The organism is Paracoccus sp. SY (genome assembly GCF_002901215.1).
In the GTDB taxonomy this organism is placed as follows: Bacteria; Pseudomonadota; Alphaproteobacteria; order Rhodobacterales; family Rhodobacteraceae; genus Paracoccus; species Paracoccus acridae.
In genome coordinates, this window is the sequence record NZ_NWMQ01000004.1 from 154,728 (window position 1) to 173,650 (window position 18,923).

At 66.2% G+C, this 18,923-nt stretch carries 14 protein-coding genes; 4 read left to right on the forward strand and 10 right to left on the reverse strand.

Annotation, left to right across the window (positions count from 1 at the left end):
• Positions 1-78: 78 nt before the first annotated feature.
• On the reverse strand, positions 79-1,212 hold the full coding sequence (locus tag CK944_RS05635; protein ID WP_103172064.1) for an AI-2E family transporter: 1,134 nt from the start codon (positions 1,210-1,212) through the stop codon (positions 79-81).
• A 165-nt stretch (positions 1,213-1,377) separates the two neighbouring features.
• Here CK944_RS05635 and CK944_RS05640 point away from each other — a divergent pair, with 165 nt between their 5' ends.
• The 3 genes from CK944_RS05640 (at position 1,378) to cysN (ending at position 5,585) form a co-directional block, all read left to right on the forward strand.
• A complete protein-coding gene (locus tag CK944_RS05640; RefSeq protein ID WP_103172065.1) occupies positions 1,378-2,607 on the forward strand; it encodes an Hsp70 family protein in 1,230 nt (409 codons plus the stop codon).
• A 133-nt stretch (positions 2,608-2,740) separates the two neighbouring features.
• Complete coding sequence (gene cysD / locus CK944_RS05645) at positions 2,741-3,670, forward strand: sulfate adenylyltransferase subunit CysD (protein WP_229665087.1); 930 nt, start codon at positions 2,741-2,743, stop codon at positions 3,668-3,670.
• A gap of 1 nt (position 3,671) precedes the next feature.
• Entirely contained in the window at positions 3,672-5,585 is a 1,914-nt protein-coding gene (gene cysN / locus CK944_RS05650; protein ID WP_103172067.1) for a sulfate adenylyltransferase subunit CysN, read from the forward strand.
• 299 nt (positions 5,586-5,884) lie between these two features.
• Here cysN and CK944_RS22825 read toward each other — a convergent pair whose 3' ends face one another.
• From CK944_RS22825 to CK944_RS05675, 5 genes are all read right to left on the reverse strand, one after another.
• On the reverse strand, positions 5,885-6,097 hold the full coding sequence (locus CK944_RS22825; RefSeq protein ID WP_146038608.1) for a hypothetical protein: 213 nt from the start codon (positions 6,095-6,097) through the stop codon (positions 5,885-5,887).
• A gap of 654 nt (positions 6,098-6,751) precedes the next feature.
• Positions 6,752-8,011, reverse strand: a complete 1,260-nt coding sequence (locus CK944_RS05660; RefSeq protein WP_103172069.1) for a CAP domain-containing protein — start codon at positions 8,009-8,011, stop codon at positions 6,752-6,754.
• A gap of 337 nt (positions 8,012-8,348) precedes the next feature.
• Positions 8,349-12,839: a translocation/assembly module TamB domain-containing protein gene (locus CK944_RS05665; protein WP_103172070.1), complete on the reverse strand. Its 4,491-nt coding sequence runs from the start codon at positions 12,837-12,839 to the stop codon at positions 8,349-8,351.
• Positions 12,839-14,695 (reverse strand): autotransporter assembly complex family protein, encoded by a 1,857-nt coding sequence (locus CK944_RS05670; protein ID WP_103172071.1) that lies wholly within the window; start codon positions 14,693-14,695, stop codon positions 12,839-12,841. The genes CK944_RS05665 and CK944_RS05670 overlap by 1 nt, the downstream gene beginning before the upstream one ends.
• A 117-nt stretch (positions 14,696-14,812) precedes the next feature.
• Positions 14,813-15,739: a glucokinase gene (locus tag CK944_RS05675; protein ID WP_103172072.1), complete on the reverse strand. Its 927-nt coding sequence runs from the start codon at positions 15,737-15,739 to the stop codon at positions 14,813-14,815.
• A 155-nt stretch (positions 15,740-15,894) separates the two neighbouring features.
• Between CK944_RS05675 and CK944_RS05680 the strand changes: the two genes are divergently transcribed.
• The gene (locus CK944_RS05680) at positions 15,895-16,326 is read left to right on the forward strand and encodes a hypothetical protein (RefSeq protein ID WP_103172073.1); all 432 of its coding nucleotides are present in this window, start codon (positions 15,895-15,897) and stop codon (positions 16,324-16,326) included.
• A gap of 9 nt (positions 16,327-16,335) precedes the next feature.
• On the opposite strand, the gene CK944_RS22835 is transcribed toward CK944_RS05680, so the two are convergent.
• From CK944_RS22835 to CK944_RS05695, 4 genes are all read right to left on the reverse strand, one after another.
• Entirely contained in the window at positions 16,336-16,509 is a 174-nt protein-coding gene (locus CK944_RS22835) for a hypothetical protein (RefSeq protein ID WP_158247962.1), read from the reverse strand.
• A gap of 153 nt (positions 16,510-16,662) precedes the next feature.
• Positions 16,663-17,403 (reverse strand): amino acid ABC transporter ATP-binding protein, encoded by a 741-nt coding sequence (locus CK944_RS05685; protein WP_103172074.1) that lies wholly within the window; start codon positions 17,401-17,403, stop codon positions 16,663-16,665.
• A complete protein-coding gene (locus CK944_RS05690; protein WP_103172075.1) occupies positions 17,400-18,074 on the reverse strand; it encodes an amino acid ABC transporter permease in 675 nt (224 codons plus the stop codon). The genes CK944_RS05685 and CK944_RS05690 overlap by 4 nt, the downstream gene beginning before the upstream one ends.
• Positions 18,071-18,835 carry an amino acid ABC transporter substrate-binding protein gene (locus CK944_RS05695; protein ID WP_103172076.1) on the reverse strand — a complete coding sequence of 255 codons (765 nt, stop codon included), beginning with the start codon at positions 18,833-18,835 and terminating at the stop codon, positions 18,071-18,073. Before CK944_RS05695 ends, CK944_RS05690 begins: the two co-directional genes overlap by 4 nt.
• Positions 18,836-18,923 lie beyond the last annotated feature (88 nt).

Consider the following 18,923-nt stretch of genomic DNA (forward strand, 5'->3'; position numbering starts at 1 on the left):
CCGTATTCAGGGGACGTCCCTGGGCGCACGCAGCACACGCCATGATGGACCCGGATAATATTCACCGAAAGCCGGTGATCAAGACCCTTGCGGATGGTCCCTGATTTCGCGCAGCCATTCGCGCCAGATCGCGACCAGCAGGGCCATCAGCACGGGGCCCACGAACAGGCCGACGATGCCCATGGTCTTGACGCCCCCCACCAGCCCGAAGAACGTCGGCAGGAACGGCATCTTGACCGGCCCGCCCACCAGCACAGGGCGGATGGTCTTGTCCACGATGAACAGTTCGACCGAACCCCAGACGAACAGCAGCACCCCCGCCAGGGGCGATCCGCTGGCCACCAGATAGATCGACACCAGCGTGAAGGACAGCGGCGCCCCGCCGGGGATCAGCGCCATGAACCCCGTGATGACCCCCAGCGTGACCGGGGACGGCACGCCCGCGATCCAATAGGCGATGCCCAGGACCACCCCCTCGCCCATGGCGATCAGGGTCATGCCGGTCACCGTGGCGCTGATCGTCAGCGGCACCACGCGCGACAGCCGTTCCCAGCGGCGGGGCAGGATGCGCGCGCCGATGACGTCGATCTGGCCCGCGATCTTGTCGCCGTCGCGATAGAAAATGAACAGCGCGATCAGCATGAACAGCAGGTTCAGCGCCAGGTGGAAGGCCACGTTCCCGGCGGCCAGGATGCTGCGATAGATCGAGGCGATGGTCTCGCCGCTGGTCAGCTGCACCAGTTCGGCGATGGCGCCGGGCCGACCGATATGGCGCGCCCATTGTTCGTCGATCCAGTCGCCGATCCGTGGCAGGTCCACCATCCACAGCGGCGCTGGTGCGCCATTGGCATTGACCTCGAACACCCAATAGATCCACTGCTGCAATTCGCGGAACGCGTAAAGCAGCGCCATCGTGATCGGCACGACCAGAAACAGCACGATCACCAGCACGAACAGCGCGGCCGTGGTGGTCCGGTCGATCCCCAGCCCCCGCTGGACGCTGCGCGACAGGGGCCAGCTTGCAAAGGTGATGATGGTGGCGGCCAGCACCGGCACCAGGAAGCCGTGAAAGAAATAGGCCGCCGCCGCGATGATGAAGACCAGAAGCCAGCGGGCGGCCGATATGTCGCTGATCAGCGGAAAGGGCAGCGTGGCCGGATCCTCGGGCACCGGCGCCTGGGGCCGTGGCGTTGCCTGCTGTGGGTCGATCATTCCGTCGCGCCTGCCTTCCGGGGATTGCCGCCTTGCCCCATGACTGTTGCATTGTTGATCGCCGCGTCAACCCGTCTTTCGGGATTTGCACCCCGCTTGCCGCGCCGGGCCGTTTGCGATAGCCCCCTGCCCTTTCAATCAAGGCCCTTTCAACCAAGGCTGGCCATGACCCTTGCCATCGACTTCGGAACCTCGAACACGGCTGTGGCGATCCTGGATCGCGGGACGGTGCGCCGCCTGCCGGTCGAGACGGGATCGGACACGCTGCCCACGGCGGTCTTCTTTCCGGCGGGCGGCGGCGCGATGCGGATCGGCGATGCCGCGCATCGGGCGCTGACCGACGGGCAGGACGGACGCTACATGCGTGCGCTGAAAAGCGTGCTGGGCACGTCCCTGCTGGGGGAATCGCGGCTGATCGCCGGACGCCGCCGGACGCTTGCGGATGTGATCACGGCCTTTCTGACCGAACTGCGCCAGCGGGCCGAGGCCGCGACCGGCCAGCCGCAGACCCGCGTCCTGTCGGGCCGCCCGGTGCGTTTCCACGCCGATCCGGCCCGCGACGCCCAGGCCGAGGCCGATCTTCGCGATTGTTACCGCGCGGCGGGCTTTGATCACATTCGCTTCATGCCCGAACCCGAGGCCGCGGCCCTGGCCTGCCACGGCATGGGTGCCAGGGGTCGGACCGGGCTGATCGTGGACATCGGCGGCGGCACCTCGGATTTCTCGGTCTATCGGACCGAAGGGGGCGGGGTGCGGATCCTCGGCAGCCACGGCATCCGCCTGGGCGGGACGGATTTCGACGGGGCGGTCTCGCTGTCCCATGCTATGCCGCTTCTGGGCCACGGGACCCAGTTGCGCCGCGAGATGGGGCCGGGCCTTCTGCCCGTGCCCAATGCGATCTATGCCGATCTGGCGGCCTGGGCGCATATCCCCTTCGTCTATACGCCCGAAAACCGCAGGCTGGCCGTCCAGATGGCGCGGCTTGCGGTGGAACCGGAACGGCTGGAAAGGCTGGTCACGGTCCTGACGGACGAGTTGGGCCACGATCTGGCATTCGCCGTCGAACGCGGCAAGATCGCCGCCAACCGGGGCGAAGACACCCGGATCGGCATGGGCTTCGTCCAGCCGCGCCTGGCCGCGCCGATCAGCCGGGCCTCGCTTGACCGGGCCTTGCAGGACCATGGCGCGGATCTGGAACAGGCCGTCGCGGAAACGCTGGCGCGGGCGGGTGTTGCTGCCGGCGATATCGGCGACATCGTCCTGGTGGGCGGGTCGAGCCTGATGAACTTGGTCACGAATCTGGCAGCGCGGATGATGCCCGGGGCATGTCTGCACCGTTCCGAGGCATTCACCGCCGTGGTCGATGGTCTGGCTTTGGCGACCGGGGCGGAATAGTGTTCCAGCCAAGACCGGAACCTCGGGAAACTTGGGTTTTTCTGTATTCCAAACTTGCAACTTGTCCATTGCTGAAGGATAGCGTGCCGTCCCAAGCGACAATGCCCGCATCACGAAACGAGAGTCGATGCCCATGAACAGCCTTGCCGAAACCACGATCACTCCGGCGACCCTGACGCATTTGCAGCGGCTGGAAGCCGAAAGCATCCACATCCTACGAGAGGTCGTGGCCAATGCCGAAAACCCGGTGATGCTGTATTCGGTGGGCAAGGATTCGGCCTGCATGCTGCATCTGGCCCGCAAGGCCTTCTATCCTGCGCCGCCGCCCTTCCCGCTGCTGCATGTGGACACGACCTGGAAATTCCGGGCGATGTACGAATTGCGCGACCGGGCCGCCAAGGACGCGGGCATGGACCTGATCGTCCACCAGAACCCCGAGGCGAAGGCCCAGGGCATCAACCCCTTCGACCACGGCCCCCTGCACACCGACATGTGGAAGACCGAGGGGCTGAAGCAAGCGCTGACCCAGTACAATTTCGACGTGGCCTTCGGCGGCGCCCGCCGCGACGAGGAAAAGTCCCGCGCCAAGGAACGCATCTTTTCCTTCCGGTCCGCCAACCACCGCTGGGATCCGAAGAACCAGCGGCCGGAGCTGTGGAAGCTGTATAACACCCGCAAGGCCAAGGACGAATCGATCCGGGTCTTCCCGCTGTCGAACTGGACCGAGCTGGACATCTGGCAGTATATCCACCTGGAAAACATCGAGATCGTGCCGCTGTATTTCAGCGAGCCGCGCCCGGTGGTGGAACGCGACGGCCTGCTGCTGATGGTGGACGACCACCGCTTCCCCTTGCGCGACGGCGAACAGCCGCAGATGCGGTCGGTCCGCTTCCGCACGCTGGGCTGCTATCCCCTGACCGGCGCCGTGGAATCCAACGCCCGCACCCTGCCCGAGGTGATCCAGGAGATGCTGCTGACCACCACGTCGGAACGCCAGGGCCGCGCCATCGACAAGGACCAGGCCGCCTCCATGGAGAAGAAGAAGCAGGAAGGGTATTTCTGAGATGACCGCCCAAGATCCCGTTTACGTCACGGATGCCCTGATCGCCGAGGACATCGACGCCTATCTGCTGCGCCACCAGCACAAGACCATGCTGCGCTTCATCACCTGCGGGTCGGTCGATGACGGCAAATCGACGCTGATCGGCCGGCTGCTCTATGACAGCAAGATGATCTTCGAGGATCAGCTTGCGTCCCTGGAAGCCGACAGCAAGGTGTCGGGCACCCAGGGCGGGGAAATCGACTTTGCCCTGCTGGTCGATGGCCTGGCCGCCGAACGCGAACAGGGCATCACCATCGACGTGGCCTATCGCTTCTTCGCGACCGACAAGCGCAAGTTCATCGTGGCCGACACGCCGGGCCATGAACAATACACGCGCAACATGGTCACGGGTGCCTCTACCGCCGATCTGGCGGTGATCCTGATCGACGCGCGCCAGGGCGTGCTCACGCAGACGCGGCGGCACAGCTATCTGGTGAACCTGCTGGGCATCCGCAACGTGGTGCTGGCCGTCAACAAGATGGACCTGGTCGATTACTCGGCCGAACGGTTCTACGAGATCGTCAGCGACTATTCGCATTTCGCCAAGCAGATCGGCATGGACAGCTTCCTGCCCATCCCGATTTCCGGGCTGAAGGGCGACAACATCGTCACCAAAAGCCCCGAGATGCCCTGGTACCAGGGTCCGACCCTGCTGGGCCATCTGGAAGAAGCGCCGGTCAGCGACACGCGGATGCAGGACGCTCCCTTCCGCATGGCGGTGCAATGGGTGAACCGCCCGCACTTGGATTTCCGCGGCTTTGCGGGCCAGATCAGCGCGGGCGCCGTCCATCCCGGCGATCCGATCCGGGTGCTGCCCTCGGGCAAGACCACGACCGTGAAGTCCATCGTGACCTTTGACGGCGACCTGCCCCAGGCGGTCGCCGGCCAGTCCGTCACCCTGACCTTCGCGGACGAGATCGACTGTTCGCGCGGCGACGTGATCGTGCGCGCCGACGCCCCTTGCGAGGTCGCCGACCAGTTCGAGGCCACCCTGGTCTGGATGTCAGAGGCCGAGATGCTGCCCGGCCGGCCCTATCTGCTGAAAATCGGAACCCAGACCGTCAGCGCCACCATCACCGAGCCGAAATACGAGGTGAACGTCAACACGATGGAACATCTGGCCAGCAAGACGCTGGGCCTGAATGCCATCGGCGTGGTCAACATCTCGACCGACCGGCCCGTTCCCTTCGAATCCTATGCGGACAACTCCGACCTGGGCGGCTTCATCCTGATCGACCGGATGACGAACGCCACCATCGCCGCCGGGATGCTGCATTTCGCGCTGCGCCGGTCGCAGAACATCCACTGGCAATCGACCGACATCAACCGCGAGGCCCATGCCGCGCAGAAGAACCAGCGCGCGCGCGTTGTCTGGTTCACCGGGCTGTCGGGGTCGGGCAAATCGACAATCGCCAACATCGTCGAACGCAAGCTGCACGCGATGGGCAAGCACACCTTCCTGCTGGACGGCGACAACGTCCGACACGGGCTGAACCGCGACCTGGGCTTCACCGATGCCGACCGCGTGGAAAACGTCCGCCGCGTGGGCGAGGTCGCGAAGCTGATGACCGATGCGGGCCTGATCGTGCTGACCGCCTTCATCTCGCCCTTCCGGGCGGAACGGCGGATGGTCCGGGACATGATGGCCGCCGGCGAGTTCATCGAGGTTTATGTCGACACCCCCCTGGAAGTGGCCGAGGCACGCGACGTGAAGGGCCTTTACAAGAAGGCGCGGTCGGGACAGCTGAAGAACTTCACTGGCATCGACAGCCCCTACGAGGCGCCCGAACAGGCCGAACTGGTGGTCAATACCGTGGCCCTGACGGCCGAGGAAGCCGCCGATCGCGTGGTCGAGGCGATCCTGTCGCAAGGCTGATCGCCCGCCTTACCGGATGCCGATGGCCTGCGGGTCATCGGCCTTCAGGATTCCCCATCGGACAAGGATCCGCGTATTCCCCCGGACGCAGGGCACACGGCGACAGGTGATCCGGTTCGGCCATCTTCGTCGTTCCCGGCGGCTTGCAAGACCACGGAACAGCCCGAAAAGCTGCGCCAGCCGCGTTCCTTGCCATGGGGCAATTTCGACCAGCCACGCGATATCTTCCTGCCCTTCCCGGGACGCAGGAGAAGCAATCACCTGGAAAAATCTGCAAAAACGCCGGGAACCTTTCTTTGTTAACAGACGTTAATTGCCCGTAGTAGATTGCCGTGCCGCAATAATGTAACCAGTATGCCCGCCGTTTTTGTCCGGCGGGCATTTTCGTTCCGCTGACAGCGGCAGGCCCTTTGCCGATCAGCATCCAGGCCCGGATCCATGTCCAATGCGCGGGCCTCGACCACTTGCAGGAAGGCGCTGATACCGCCGCTCGCCGCGATGTGGTTGTCCATGGCCGGATCGCATCCGACAACCAGACGCGGTGGCTGAAGCCGCCGCCATGCAGCACCGCCTGTTTCTTGACCAGCCGCAGGCCGGGGAGGTCTTGCGCGTGCAGGTGATGCGGGCTGATGTGCCCCGCGTTTCGGCCAACAGGATCGCGGCGGCGGCGCCGATATCCGGGCCAAGGCGTCGCTGGGGGAAGGGGGACCGCGCCTGGACCTGACGGATCAGGCGAAAGGCCAAGATGGATGCTTTCCCGATGCCTTGCCGCCGTCGTGCGCGCATCGCGGCGCTTGTGACGGTGCCCGGGGCGATCACCGTAAGGGTGGTGATGTCGTCACGGCCGCTCAGATCCTCGATCAAGGCGGCGCGGATCAGGGGTTCCGGGATCAGGTCGCGGGCATCAGCACGGTCCTGGCGCGGTTCACCGGTCCATGCGCCCATCTCTCGCGCCAAGTCGCAATGGGCCAGCCAGTTCGGCGCGGAGGGTCGTTACGTCCGGCAAGCTCGGCTTCTTCGCGCAGCGCGCACCGCGCCCTCGCATGATGATGGCTGGGGCGATCCTGGCGCGTGATTGACGACGCGGCAACCATGTTCAGGCGGCAGGGCGCCGCGCCCGTTGTCGGCGCGACGGGAAGGATGACCTTTGCCGTTCCCAAAGGCCGTCAGTAGGCGAAGATGTCGTCGGCCACTCCTGCAACGGTCAGGTGGGCTCCGGCCAGGACGATGCGATCTCCGCCGCCCAGGTCCACGATCACCCCGGTGGCGGTCTTCGTCATGTGGTCGCGCATGAAGACCGCCGGATCCTGGTCCAACAGGGCCTTGGCGATCAGCAGGCGGTCCACGCCTTGCTGGAAATCCTGGATGGTGTCGGCGCCGCCGCCCTTCACGAAGACGAAGCTGTCGATGCCCGCGCCGCCGTTCAGCAGGTCGTTGCCCGCCCCGCCCGTCAGCGTGTCGTTCCCGTCGCCACCTGCCATTGTGTCGTTCTGCGCGCCCCCGTGCAGCCAGTCGTTGCCCGCCTGACCCGACAGGAGGTCCGCCCCGTCGCCGCCGAACAAGCGGTCGGCACCGAACCCGCCCCACAGCTTGTCCTGGCCCGCATCGCCGAACAGCAGGTCGTTGCCGTCCTCGCCCGCAAGCTGGTCGTTTTCGGTGCCGCCTTGAAGCGTGTCGTTGCCAAGACCGCCGTTCAGCACATCCGCCCCGGCCCCGCCGATCAGCCGGTCCGCCCCCTTTTGGCCATGCAGCCGGTCGTTCCCGGCCCCCCCCGCGACCCAGTCGTTGCCTGCGCCCGCCTGAACGGTATCGTTCAAGGCGGTCAGACGATAATCGTCGTTCATCGCGGTGCCCATGGCGGAGGTCGTGAAAACCTTGCCATTGAAGGCATCCAGCCAGTCGGCACGCGATTGCACCGCGCTGCTTGCCGTGGGCGGGGCCACGCGCAGGAAGGTGCCGCCATCCAGCCGGACCTGTCCATCCGTATCGGCAAAGTTCTGGGTCGCCATCAGCACCTGATAATTGCGGCCGCCGACGGCGATGGTCCCCACCTCCAGCCCGATCCCGACATAGGCCGCCTTGCCCATGATGTTGGCGTAATGGCCGGGGCTATCCAGCAGGTTGCGGTGCAATTCGCGGATTTCATCCTGAAGGTCGCTGGCGCCCTGGATGCTGACATAGGCGATGTTTTCGGCGGTCATCCATTGTCCCGCCAGATCGAAACCGGCCTTTTCGATGCGCTGCCGCGACGAAGACCCGCCCTGCCCCTTATGGGAAAACACATCCGTTTCCAGCATCCAGCGGCTGTGCGCCTGGGCCGAATCGTTCAACCGCTTTTCCAGGACAAGCGGCGCCAGCCCCTCGGCCTTGCGGGACTGGTTGATCAGGCTGGCGAAATAGCGTTCGTTCGCGTTGGCATAGGACATGATCGCGCCTTGGGTGATGGTCTTTACCAGGCACAACTATAACGTGCGGGGTGCGAAAAGGCCGCAGGCAAATCCCTAAAAGGCGAGATGTTGCCGATCCGGGCAGGACAGGCAGGTGTCCTGCAACGCCTTGCCAGGCACGCCGCATCCATTGACGGGCTTGGCGATGATGGACGCGAAATCCAGCCCGGACCGGCAGATCGCCTTCGGAAGCCGTGAAGGGCTGGTGCTGGAACAGGGTTGCCGGGAAGGGACCAGGCCGCCCCGCTGCACGGCATGGGCGGCCTGTCGTCTCTCGGGGGTGTCATGCCGGCCTGTCGGAAGGTCAACTCGGCTGTCAGTAATCCCGTTCGAAATAGATCCCCAGGGTGCTGTCGCCTTCGGTTCCCACCGATCCCCGCGCCGTCAGCGAATCGGTCACGTCCAGGTTCAGGTTCAGGGTGCTCTTGCCGTCCGCCCCCACCGCGACATCGGTATAAAGGCTCTCGGACAGGTATTTGCCTGCCCGCACCTGCACATTCCCGTCGTCGTCGGTGGCCAGGTCCAGATCGTCCAGGCCCACCTGGTTGCGCAGGTTGCCGATGATCCCCTCGCCCCCGCGGCCCGCCAGGACGGCGATGGCATTGGCAAGCTGGGCGGCCTGCAGGGGGCTGATATTGTCCAGCCCCTGCCCGAACAGCAGTTGGGACAGAACCTCCTCCTCGGGCAGTTCGGGCGAGGACTCGAAGGTGATCTCGGGGTCGCGCACCTCTCCGTCGATGATGATGCGGGTGGTGATGCCGTCGCGTTCGGTCTGGGCGACCAGGCGGATCACGGGGATCAGGCTGCCCTGCAGTTCGACAAGGCCTTCGGACAATTCGAACCGGCGGCCCAGCAGATCGACCCGCCCCCGGATCAGTTCCAGGAAGCCGATGGGGATCGCGTTGCGCGTGGTGCCCTGCACCTGCAGCGACCCGCCCAGTTCGGCATCGACCCCCCGCCCGCGCACGAAGACCTGGTTGGGCGCATTGATCACCAGATCCAGCCGAGGCGGCGCGGATGGCGGGACCGAGGGCGGCCCGGCCAGCCCCGCCTCGCGCGAGGCTTCGCTGGGATAGGGTTCCAGCCCTGCCTTGGCGCGGGTGGACCGAACGGGGCGGGTGTCGCCGACGTGGTTGATGTCGGGAATCGCCTTGGCTCCGCCAAGTCCGGTCGAGGGGATGCGGATCTCGGTCTCGCCCAGGTTGACGGTGCCGGAAATCAGCGGGCCATCGGCATTGCGTCCCGACATCCGCAGATTGCCGCTGATGATGGTCTCGTACAGGTTCGGATCGCGCGCGACCACCTGATCCAGCAGGATCGCCAGATCCAGCGTGCCGCCGCCCAGGTCGATGGGTCCGGTCACGGTGACGCGCCCGCCTGCGGACACGGCGGCCGAGGCATCCAGGTTTATCCGTCCCCCGGCGAGGTTGGCGGTGGCATTCACGCCTTCCAGACGGATGCCGACGCCCGGATCGGCGACCTGCCCGTTCGCCAGCCGCACCTGGCCGCTGACGGATTGCAGGGACGGCGGGCCGTTGACCGACAGATCGAAGGACAAGGGCCCTTCGATGCTGCGGGTGCGGATGAAACTGTTGGCGATGGATGCGTTGCTGGTCCCGTCGATCGACAGCGCCATGACCGAAAAGTCGCGCGCCACGCTGCCCGACACCTGTATCTGCGTATTGCCCGGCGCGGTGGCGGACAGATCCGTCACGAAATTGGCGCCGTCTTCGCGAATGGTGCCGTTGACCTGGACGGCCCCCGGGAACTCGGCCTGCAACAGGCCCAGATCGGCCAGCCGCGCGTCGATGGTCATGCCGCTGGCGGTGTCGCCCTGGGCCTGGATCCGCAACTGGGGATTCTGCACGTCCAGCCGCTGGAAGGACAGGCCCGCCTGCGACTGGGTGGCCGCGACGTCAAAGCTTGTCTCGCCCCGCAGCAGCGGATCAAGCCGGGGCTGGCCCAGGGACAGGCCGCTGCCGGTCCCGGTCGCGGTGATGCGCCGGACCCCGCCCTGCTGGACCAACTGGCCATCCGCGTTCAGCGCGCCGCTGATGCCATTGCCCAGAAAGCGCAGATCCTGCGCGTTGACCTGGGCCGACACGTCGGTCTGGTCGCCCCCGACCGTGCCGGTTGCGGTGGCGTTCAGGCGCGGGTTGTCGATCCGGGCCTGTTCGATGGTGAAGATGCCGTTTCGTTCGGTGCCGGTGACCGCCAGCCGTGTTTCCCCCGCCAGCGCGCCGTCCACCTGGGCCTGCCCAAAAGACAGGTCGCGTCCGGTGCCCGACACCTCCAGCCGCCGGATGCCGTCGCCCGCCTCGCGGAAGCTGCCGGTCAGATCCAGCGCGCCGCGCCAGCCGGGGCCGAAGGGCGCCAGCGATGCCACGGCGACATCGGCGGAAATGTCCGTCACGCCGGGGCCATAGGTGCCTTGGGCGGTCGCGTTAAGCTGGTCGTTGACCAGTTCCACATCGCGCAGGGTGACGGTTCCCTCGCGCTCCTCGGCCTGGACGCGCAGGCGGGTCGTGCCGGTCAGGGCGGCATCCGCGTTCTGGACGCCGAAGGACAGGTTCTGCCCCGATCCCGTCAGGTCGATGAAGCGCGTGCCCTCCTGCTCGGTCAGCCGCGCGGTGGCATCGAAGCCGCCCGTCCAGCCGTCGCGGATGGCCGACAGATCCGGCACGGCCAGATCGACCGTGGCATCCAGCGCGCCTTGGGCGAAACTGCCCCGTCCTTCGGCACGGATCTGCGGGTTGGCAAGGCGGAACACCTCGACCTCGAAGCCCTGGGGCTTTTCGGCGGCCAGGACGGTCAGCGTGGTCTGGCCTTCAAGCGCGTTGTCCAGCGCCTCGATGCCGATGCGCAGGTCCTCGGCCTCGCCGCTGACGGTCATTTGGCGCGACCCGGACGCGCCCGACAGCTTCGCATCGGCCTGCAAGGCGCCCGAGAAGTTCGGATCGGCGTCCTGCAGGGAGGGCATGGATATGGTCGCGGTCACGTCGCTGGACAGGCTGTTCACATACCCTTGCGCCTGGGCCGTCAGCCGCTGGGCGTTGATCGACAGCTCCTCGATCTCGATCCCGGTTTCATCGCGCCGCGCATCCAGCGCGATGGTGGACCGACCTTCCAGCAGCCGGTCCAGTTGCGGCTGGTCCACCGCAATGTCGGTGCCGGTCACGCTGGCGTCGATGTCGAAGCTGCGGTTCAGGAACCGGTAATAGCCGCGCAGGCTGGCATCCGCCCTGCCCTGCACGCCCCGCCCGGCAAGGGTCGAGATGCGGGCCAGATCCTCGTATCGCGCATCGGCATCGACCGACAGCACGAAGCCGCTTTGCAGCCCCGACAGCAGGACCAGCCCGTCCAGGCCGTAATCGGGACCACTGACGGTCAGGTCGGTGAATTCCACCACGTTGCCGGGGGTGAAGTCGAAACGGGTGCTACCGGTGATCTCCGGACCGATGGCCTGGGCCAGGCCCGCATCGGCAAAGACCATCTGCCGCGAGGCAAAGCGGATGCCCCCGTTCAGGGATCCAAGGCTGCCCTGATCCAGCACCACCGCGCCCGACCCGTTCAGCTGCAATTCGCCCAGGCTTACATCGCCCAGATCAAGCGCGCCCACGCGCCCGTCCAGGGTCCAGCCCTGGCCCTCGGCCGCGTCATAGCGCAGTTCCAGCCGCCCCGATTCCACGGTCGAATTGTCCCCGGCGAAGGGCAGGGCGACCGGAACCTGTTCCGCGCCCGCGTCGGAACCCAGCGCGATCAGCAATTCGGCATTCTGCGGCGCCCCTTGGGCGTTCACGGCCAGCGATCCGTCCAGCGACAGCGCCTCGGTCACAAGGTTCAGGGTGGGGATTTGCAGCCGCCCGTCCTCGCCCCGCCAGCCTTCGGCACGAAGCTGGACCTGGTTGCCGAAGAAGCTGCGGTTTTCGGGGGCCAGCAGGGACGCCACGTCGCCGCCCAGTTGCAGGGCGAAGTTCGTGCCGGGATTGCCGGCCTGATCCGGGGCGCCCGATGCGCTGACCCGGCCCGTGACGCGCGGCAGACCGTCGGTCGCCAGCCTGATGTCCACGCCAAAGTCGCGGATCTGGCCTTCGCCGCTGATTTCCGCCACGACCGAGGGCTTGTCGTAAAGGTCGATCAGGTTGACCAGCAGCCCGTCCTCGGCCTCGTCCAGGGTCAGATCGACGCGCAGGATCTGGGTCTGGTTCGAAAAGGCGGCGTCCAGGTTGAAATTGCCGCGCGGGCCGTCCAGCCGCTGGATGGCCAGCTTGGCCTGGCCTTCGCCGCCTTCCAGGCTCAGGCCGCCCTGCACGGAAATCGCGGCGGCGATCCCGATCACGGGTTCGCCCAGGTCCACGCGCTCGGCGCGGATCTGCTCGATGTTGATGGCCACGGGCAGTTCGGGCAGGGCGAATTCGAATTCCCGCGCCTCGGCGGTGACGGTCCCGTCCTGCTGTTCGCCCTGGGGCAGGCGAGGCAGCAGGATCTCTCGGGCCGACAGTTCGGCGATCTCGATCCGGCCGCGCAGCAGGGCGGACCGGTTCCACTGGATCGCGCCGTCGTTCAGCGTCAGCCAGACGCCATCCGCATCGGCGATGCTGATCCGGTCAAAGGTCGCGCGGGACGACAGGGCACCCTGGAAGCCGTCGATCACCACCGCGCGGCCCGCGCCCGACAGGTTGCGTTCCAGAAGCCGGGTCAGGAAACCCCGGTCGTCGCTTTCCTGCTGGGAAATCTCGGCTGCGCTTTGCGCCATCACCGACAGCGGGAAAAGGATCGCGAAGACGATCAGCCAGAGTGTGCGCATCAGAAAGCCTGCCCCAGTCCAAGATAGAGTTGCACGCCCTCTCCGGTGTCCCCTCCGGTCGGTCCGGCCACGTCGAAACGCAGCGGCCCGATGGGCGTGTTGTACCTAACGCCGATCCCCGCCCCCGAGTGCCATTCGCTGCCGCCGTTCCAGCCATCTTCCGCCCAGACCTCGCCGTAATCGGCGAAGGCCACGACGCCGATGCGTTCGCGGACCTGCCAGCGGACCTCGGCCGACAGGTTCGCCACGCTCATGCCGCCGGTCTTGATGGGACCGTTGGGGCCGGTGATCTCCTCGACGCCCAAGGACTGATAGGGCTGGCCCCGCACGGTGCCGCCCCCGCCCGAGAAGAACAGATAGTTGCGCGGCGTGTTCTGGATGTCGCTGCCCAGGACGCTGCCCAGACGCGCGCGGCCCGCAAGCGTGAAGCGGTCCTCGGGCCCCAGGGAATAGAAGGCGCGACCCTCGCCCAGCAGGCGGATGCCGCTGTCGGTGCCGTCGAAGCCCTTGAAGGGCGTGGCGTCGCCTTGCAGGTAATAGCCGCGCTTGGCGTTGTTTTCATTGTCGCGCGCGTCCCACATGACGCTGGTGGGCAGGGCCAGGACCTTGAAGTCCGTCTCGCCCAGGTCGTCGTAAACGCGCGAGAACTGGTACTGGACGGCCGTGTCGAAGGTGAAGCGGTCGCTGAAGATCTGGTTGAAGCCCAGGCCGATGATGCCGGTGTCCTCGTCGTAATCCTCCTCTCGCATCCGCGCCAGGCTGGTCAGGACATAGGCGATCGTGTCGGGCGTGATCGTCGCCGGGCGGTCGATGCGCAGGGTGATCTGTTCGTCCTTGCCGCTGGTATCGGATCCGATGTCCTTGACCTCGCCCTCGATCCGCAGGCGCTCGCCGCCGCCCAGCAGGTTGCGGTGCATCCAGTAGGCCGAGACCATGGCCCCGTCGGTGGATGAAATCTCGAAGCCCGCGCCGATGCGGCGGGGTTTCTGTTCCACCACGGTCAGGTTGATGTCCATGCTGCCGTCGGGGTTCAGGGTTTCCGCCTCTTCCAGGGTGATGGCGGAAAAGACGCCTGACCGGCGCAGGCGCTTGCGGACATCCTCGACTTCGTCGGGATCGAAGCGCGCGCCTTCGGGCAGGCCTGCGATCTTGCGCAACCGCCGCGGATCCAGGCGGTCATAGCCGCGCATGTTCAACTGGCCGAAGGTGACGCTGGGACCGGGCGCAAGGCCGATCCGGCTGTCCACGACGGTGTTCACATGGTCGGCGGTGATCTCCTGGTCCGCGACCTCGGCCTTGGCATGGCCGACATTGCGCCAGCCCTCCACACCCGCGCGGGCCGCGCCCCGGATCGTGCCGGTGCCCGCGAATTCGCCCTGGCGGTATTCGGCGGGCAGGTCGGTGCGGGGCGCCAAGGGGGCGATGGCGGCGCGGGAAAATCGAAAGCGGGGACCGGCCTGGATGCTGACGACCACCTGGCGCACGATGTCGGGCGCGTCCAGGGGCGCGATCTCGGCCGCCTCGACCCCGTCCAGCGTGATGTTGATGATGGCCGAATAATATCCCCGGTCATAAAGATTGCCCAAAAGGCGGGCGTAATCGCCCCGGGCGGCGGCCAGGACATCCTGGCCGGTGGTGCGGCCTTCCGACAGCGCCCCCGAGATCAGCGAGGCGTTGCGCAGCGGCCGGTCGAGGTCGTCGGCGCCCTGGACGCGGAATTGCAGATCGACCGGGCCTTCGTCCGTGCGCCCGCCGAACAGGCCGGAAAAGGGCGAGGACGCGGATTGCGCCCAGGCCATTCCGCCGAAGGCCATCACCGTGGATGCCACCAATGCCGCCCGAAGATATGCCCGCATCGTCCCGCGCCCTGCCTGTTCTTGGTTTTGGACCATATGAACAGGACGGCCGGATGAAGCCAAGCGATTCATCGACGGAAATCGGGCAGGCGCACGGGTTTCCGCCGCCTGTTGCCGTCAGGCCAGCGCCGCCAGGCAGCCGTGCAGGGCGGCCATGTCGTCGCGGATCAGGAAGATCGGCGTATTTTCGGGGATGTGGCGCATATAGGGCTCGGCCAGGAAGGACGCCTCGAACCGATCCATCCGGTCCGAGATGCTGCGCCCGACGCTGCCCGCCAGGAACATCCCTTCCAGCGGCATGAACCGCATCGCCAGTTCCCGGCACAGCAGGCCCACCAGGTCGGTGAACAGGTCATAGGTCGCATTGGCGACCGGATCGCCCGCATCGGCCGCCCGGTCGATCTGTTCCCCCGGCACCGGCGTCGTCCCCGTCAGCGCGGCATGAAGGCGCGACAACCCGCGCCCGGCAAAGGCTTCCTCGGTCGAGATGAAGCCCGCCATCGCCTCGGGGCCGACGGCGTCCAGCAGGCGAAGATAGATGTTGGCGGGCAGGCTGGTATGGCCTTCCTCGGCCTCGAGCGCGGCGATGGCGCCGCCGGGCAGGCTGCGGACCGCGCAGACGTTGAAGCCGGTGCCCAGGTTGACGACCAGCGACTGCCCGTTGCGGGGCCGTCCGGCCGGCGCGCTGCGCAAGGTGGCAAGGCCATCGCCCGACAGGACGGGCGTGGCATAGCCCATCGCCGTCAGGTCGTTGATCAGCCGGACCTGGTCCGCATCGGTCAGCCGCGCCAGCCGATCCTCGGAAAAGTCCCAAGGCCGGTTGGTCAGCCGCGCCTGGCCGTTGCTGACCGGACCCGCCACGGCGACGCAGACGGCGGTGATGCGGGGCTGGTCCTGTTCCTGCAGGAACTGGCGCACCACGTCATCGAAGCTGGCATAATCGTCGCCGCGGAAGCGGGTCACCGACTGCCGGTCGATGCTGCCGTTCCGCGCAAGGGCCAAACGGGCATTCGTGCCCCCAACATCGCCCAGAAGTATCGCCATTCGGGGTTCGTCCTTCCTGTCGCCTTAGCCCTTTACAACGCAGGACAATTGCCGGTTTCAGCGGCCGACGCAACGCCGCGTCGCGCCAAAAATCGGAACCCATTGCGTCGGCCACACGTTTTTCCCCAGCAAACACTGGATGAAAGGCCCTGACCATGACCCGCATCGCAATCCGCATCGCCCGCTTCGGGATGGCCGGCAGCGTCGCGGCCCTGGTGGCCCTGCCTGCCGCTTCCGCAACGCGCCCGGACCAGCCCGTGCAGGCCTGGCCCGCCATGGCGGGCGTCGACACCGCGACCCTGCTGGAACAGGCGCAGGATCTGCCCGTATCCGACATGGCCGTGGGCGACCAGCCCTATTGCGCCGCGGATGCCGAAATCCACCAGACCTTGCAGCAGGACTTCAACGAGACCCCGGTGCCCGGCGACGGCCATGCCGCGACCGAGCTGTGGGCGTCCGACCAGATGGGCACCTGGACCTTGGTCGTGCCGCGCAAGGACGACACAAGCTGCATCATCGCGTCAGGCATCGGCTATGACACGGCGCGCGACGTGGATGTGTATTATCAGACCGCCGGGCTGCGCTGACGGCCTCGGCTAGAAAAGCAGCGCAAGAAGCCCGATCCAGACGACCAGGTTGGACGCCAGGACGATTGGGATCACCAGGCTTCCGGGATTGATCCCTTCGTCCTGGCGCAACTGCGGCAGGGAAAAGGCCGGCCGTTCGACCAGGATCTGGCTGGCATGGGCGGGCCACAAGGCTGCTTCCACGGGGACAAGACCAGCAGGGCGGCGTCCACGGACATGATCAATGCAGGGTGCGAATCCGTCCATCACCGATCTCCACGATTATTGCTAATACTCTATAGCATAAGTCGTGTTTTTTCGTTCCAAATATCTCGCCGGGTGGGGATCTTTCTTCTCTCAGCCGACCCGGCGCAGAAAGGCGCGGGTGCGGTCGTCCTGGGGATCGCCAAAAATTTGGGCGGGTGGTCCTTGTTCGACGATCCGCCCGCCGTCCATGAAGACGATCCGGTCGGCGATTTCGCGGGCAAACTGCATCTCGTGCGTGACGATCAGCATCGTCTGGCGCCCATCGGCGATGCTGCGAATCAGATCCAGCACCTCGCCCACCCATTCGGGATCCAGCGCACTGGTGGGTTCGTCGAACAGCAGAAGATCGGCATCCAGCGCCATGGCCCGGCCGATCCCCACGCGCTGTTGCTGCCCCCCCGACATGGCCGAAGGATAGCTGTCGCCCCGGTCGGCCAGCCCGATCTGGGCCAGGATCTCGTCCGCGCGGGCAGCGGCCTTGGCCTGCGACCAGCCGCGCACGGTCGTCAGCCCTTCGGTGATGTTCTGCCGGGCGGTCTTGTTGGCGAACAGGGCATAGTTCTGGAACACGAAACCCGTCCGCCGCCGCAGCGCCAAGATCTGCGCGCGCGTGGCATGGGCCGCGTCCACCGACAGGTCGCCCAGCGTGATCCGTCCCGCATCGGGGGCATCCAGCCAGTTCAGGCACCGCAGCAGCGTCGATTTACCGGTGCCCGAGGGACCGATGATCGCCACCCGTTCGCCCGGCTTCAGGCACAGGTCGATGCCGTCCAGGACGGTGTTCGTGCCGAACCGCTTGGTCAGGCCGGCAATGTCGATCTCGCATTTCATCGCGCCACCGCCTTTCCCAGATGGCTTTCCATCCAGCGTTGCCCCACCGACAGGACCTCGACCATGATCCAGTAGATCACGGCGACGACCAGGAAGGCTTCCAGATACAGGAAGCTGCCGGCCGCTTCCTTTTGCGCCGCGCCCATCATCTCGGTCACGCCCAGGGTAAAGGCCAGGGACGTGCTTTTGATCAGGTCGATAAAATAGTTCATCAGCGTCGGCGCGGCCACGCGGGAGGCCTGCGGCAGGACGATGCGGCGCAGAAGCTGGCCCTGGGTCATGCCGATCGACTGCGCGGCCTCCCACTGGCTGCGGTCCACGCCCAGGATCGCACCGCGGATGCTTTCGGCCATATAGGCCGAGAAATGCAGCGTCAGGCCGATCACCGCCGCCGTGATCCCGTCGATGCTGGTCAGGGCAGGCAACAATTGCGGCAGTCCGTAATAGAACAGGAACAGCTGCACCAACAACGGCGTGCCGCGAAAGAAGCTGATGAACACCGCCACAAGGCTGTCGGCGACCGGAACGCGCAGAACGCGCACGATCGCCAGGACAGCCGCCAGGACCAGCGCCGCCGCCATCGCGACAAGCGCCATCCCCAGGGTCAGCGGGACATAGCCGAGGATGATCGGCACCAGGTCCCACATGTAGGCGGTGTCAAGCGGCCTCATTCAGCGGCGTCGGCCAGGGGCTTCGTGACATCGGCGTCCAGCCATTTCTGCGAGATCTCGGCCAGGGTGCCGTTTTCCTTCAGCGTGGTGATCGCGGCATCGACCCTGTCGCGCATCGCCTGCCCGGCCTCGTCGTTGCGGAAGGGCAGGGCATTGCGGATTTCGCTGAAGGGCTGACCGGCCAAGGCCAGAGGCAGGGGGCTTTGCTTGATCACCTGCGCCGAGGAAACGCGGTCCATCACGAAGGCATCGACCCGGCCAAGGGCGGTGTCCTGTTCGATGTTGGATTCATAGGTGCGGATGTCGATGTCCGCCGCATTGGGCAGGCCACGCAGCAGTTCCTCGAAATTCGAACCCAGGTTCACGGCCACCGACTTGCCCGACAGGCTGTCCGGCCCGGTGATGGCGTCTTCGTTGCCCGCCTTCACCACGACCTGCGCGCCATCATAGACATAGGGCTGGGTAAAGGCGAACTTCGCCTCGCGCTCGGGGGTGATGGTGATCTGGTTCGCCACCGTGTCGATGCGCCCCGATTCCAGCGCGCCGATCAGCCCAGAAAAGGACATGGTGACGAATTCGATGTCGTCGCCGGTGATCTCGCCGATGGCGTTCATCAGGTCCACCTCGAAGCCCTGCAATTCATCGGCGCGGGTGAAGGTAAAGGGGAAATAGCCCCCCGACATGCCGACGCGGATCGTCTCGGCCGTGGCGGGCAGGGCGGTCGTCATGGCCAGAACGGCGGACAGGAACAGGTTGCGCATGGCGAAAACTCCTTATTCTACTTGGCCTTGAGATGCGCCGGACGACGACGGGCCGCAAGCCCCGGCCAGCAAAAAGGGACAGGATGGG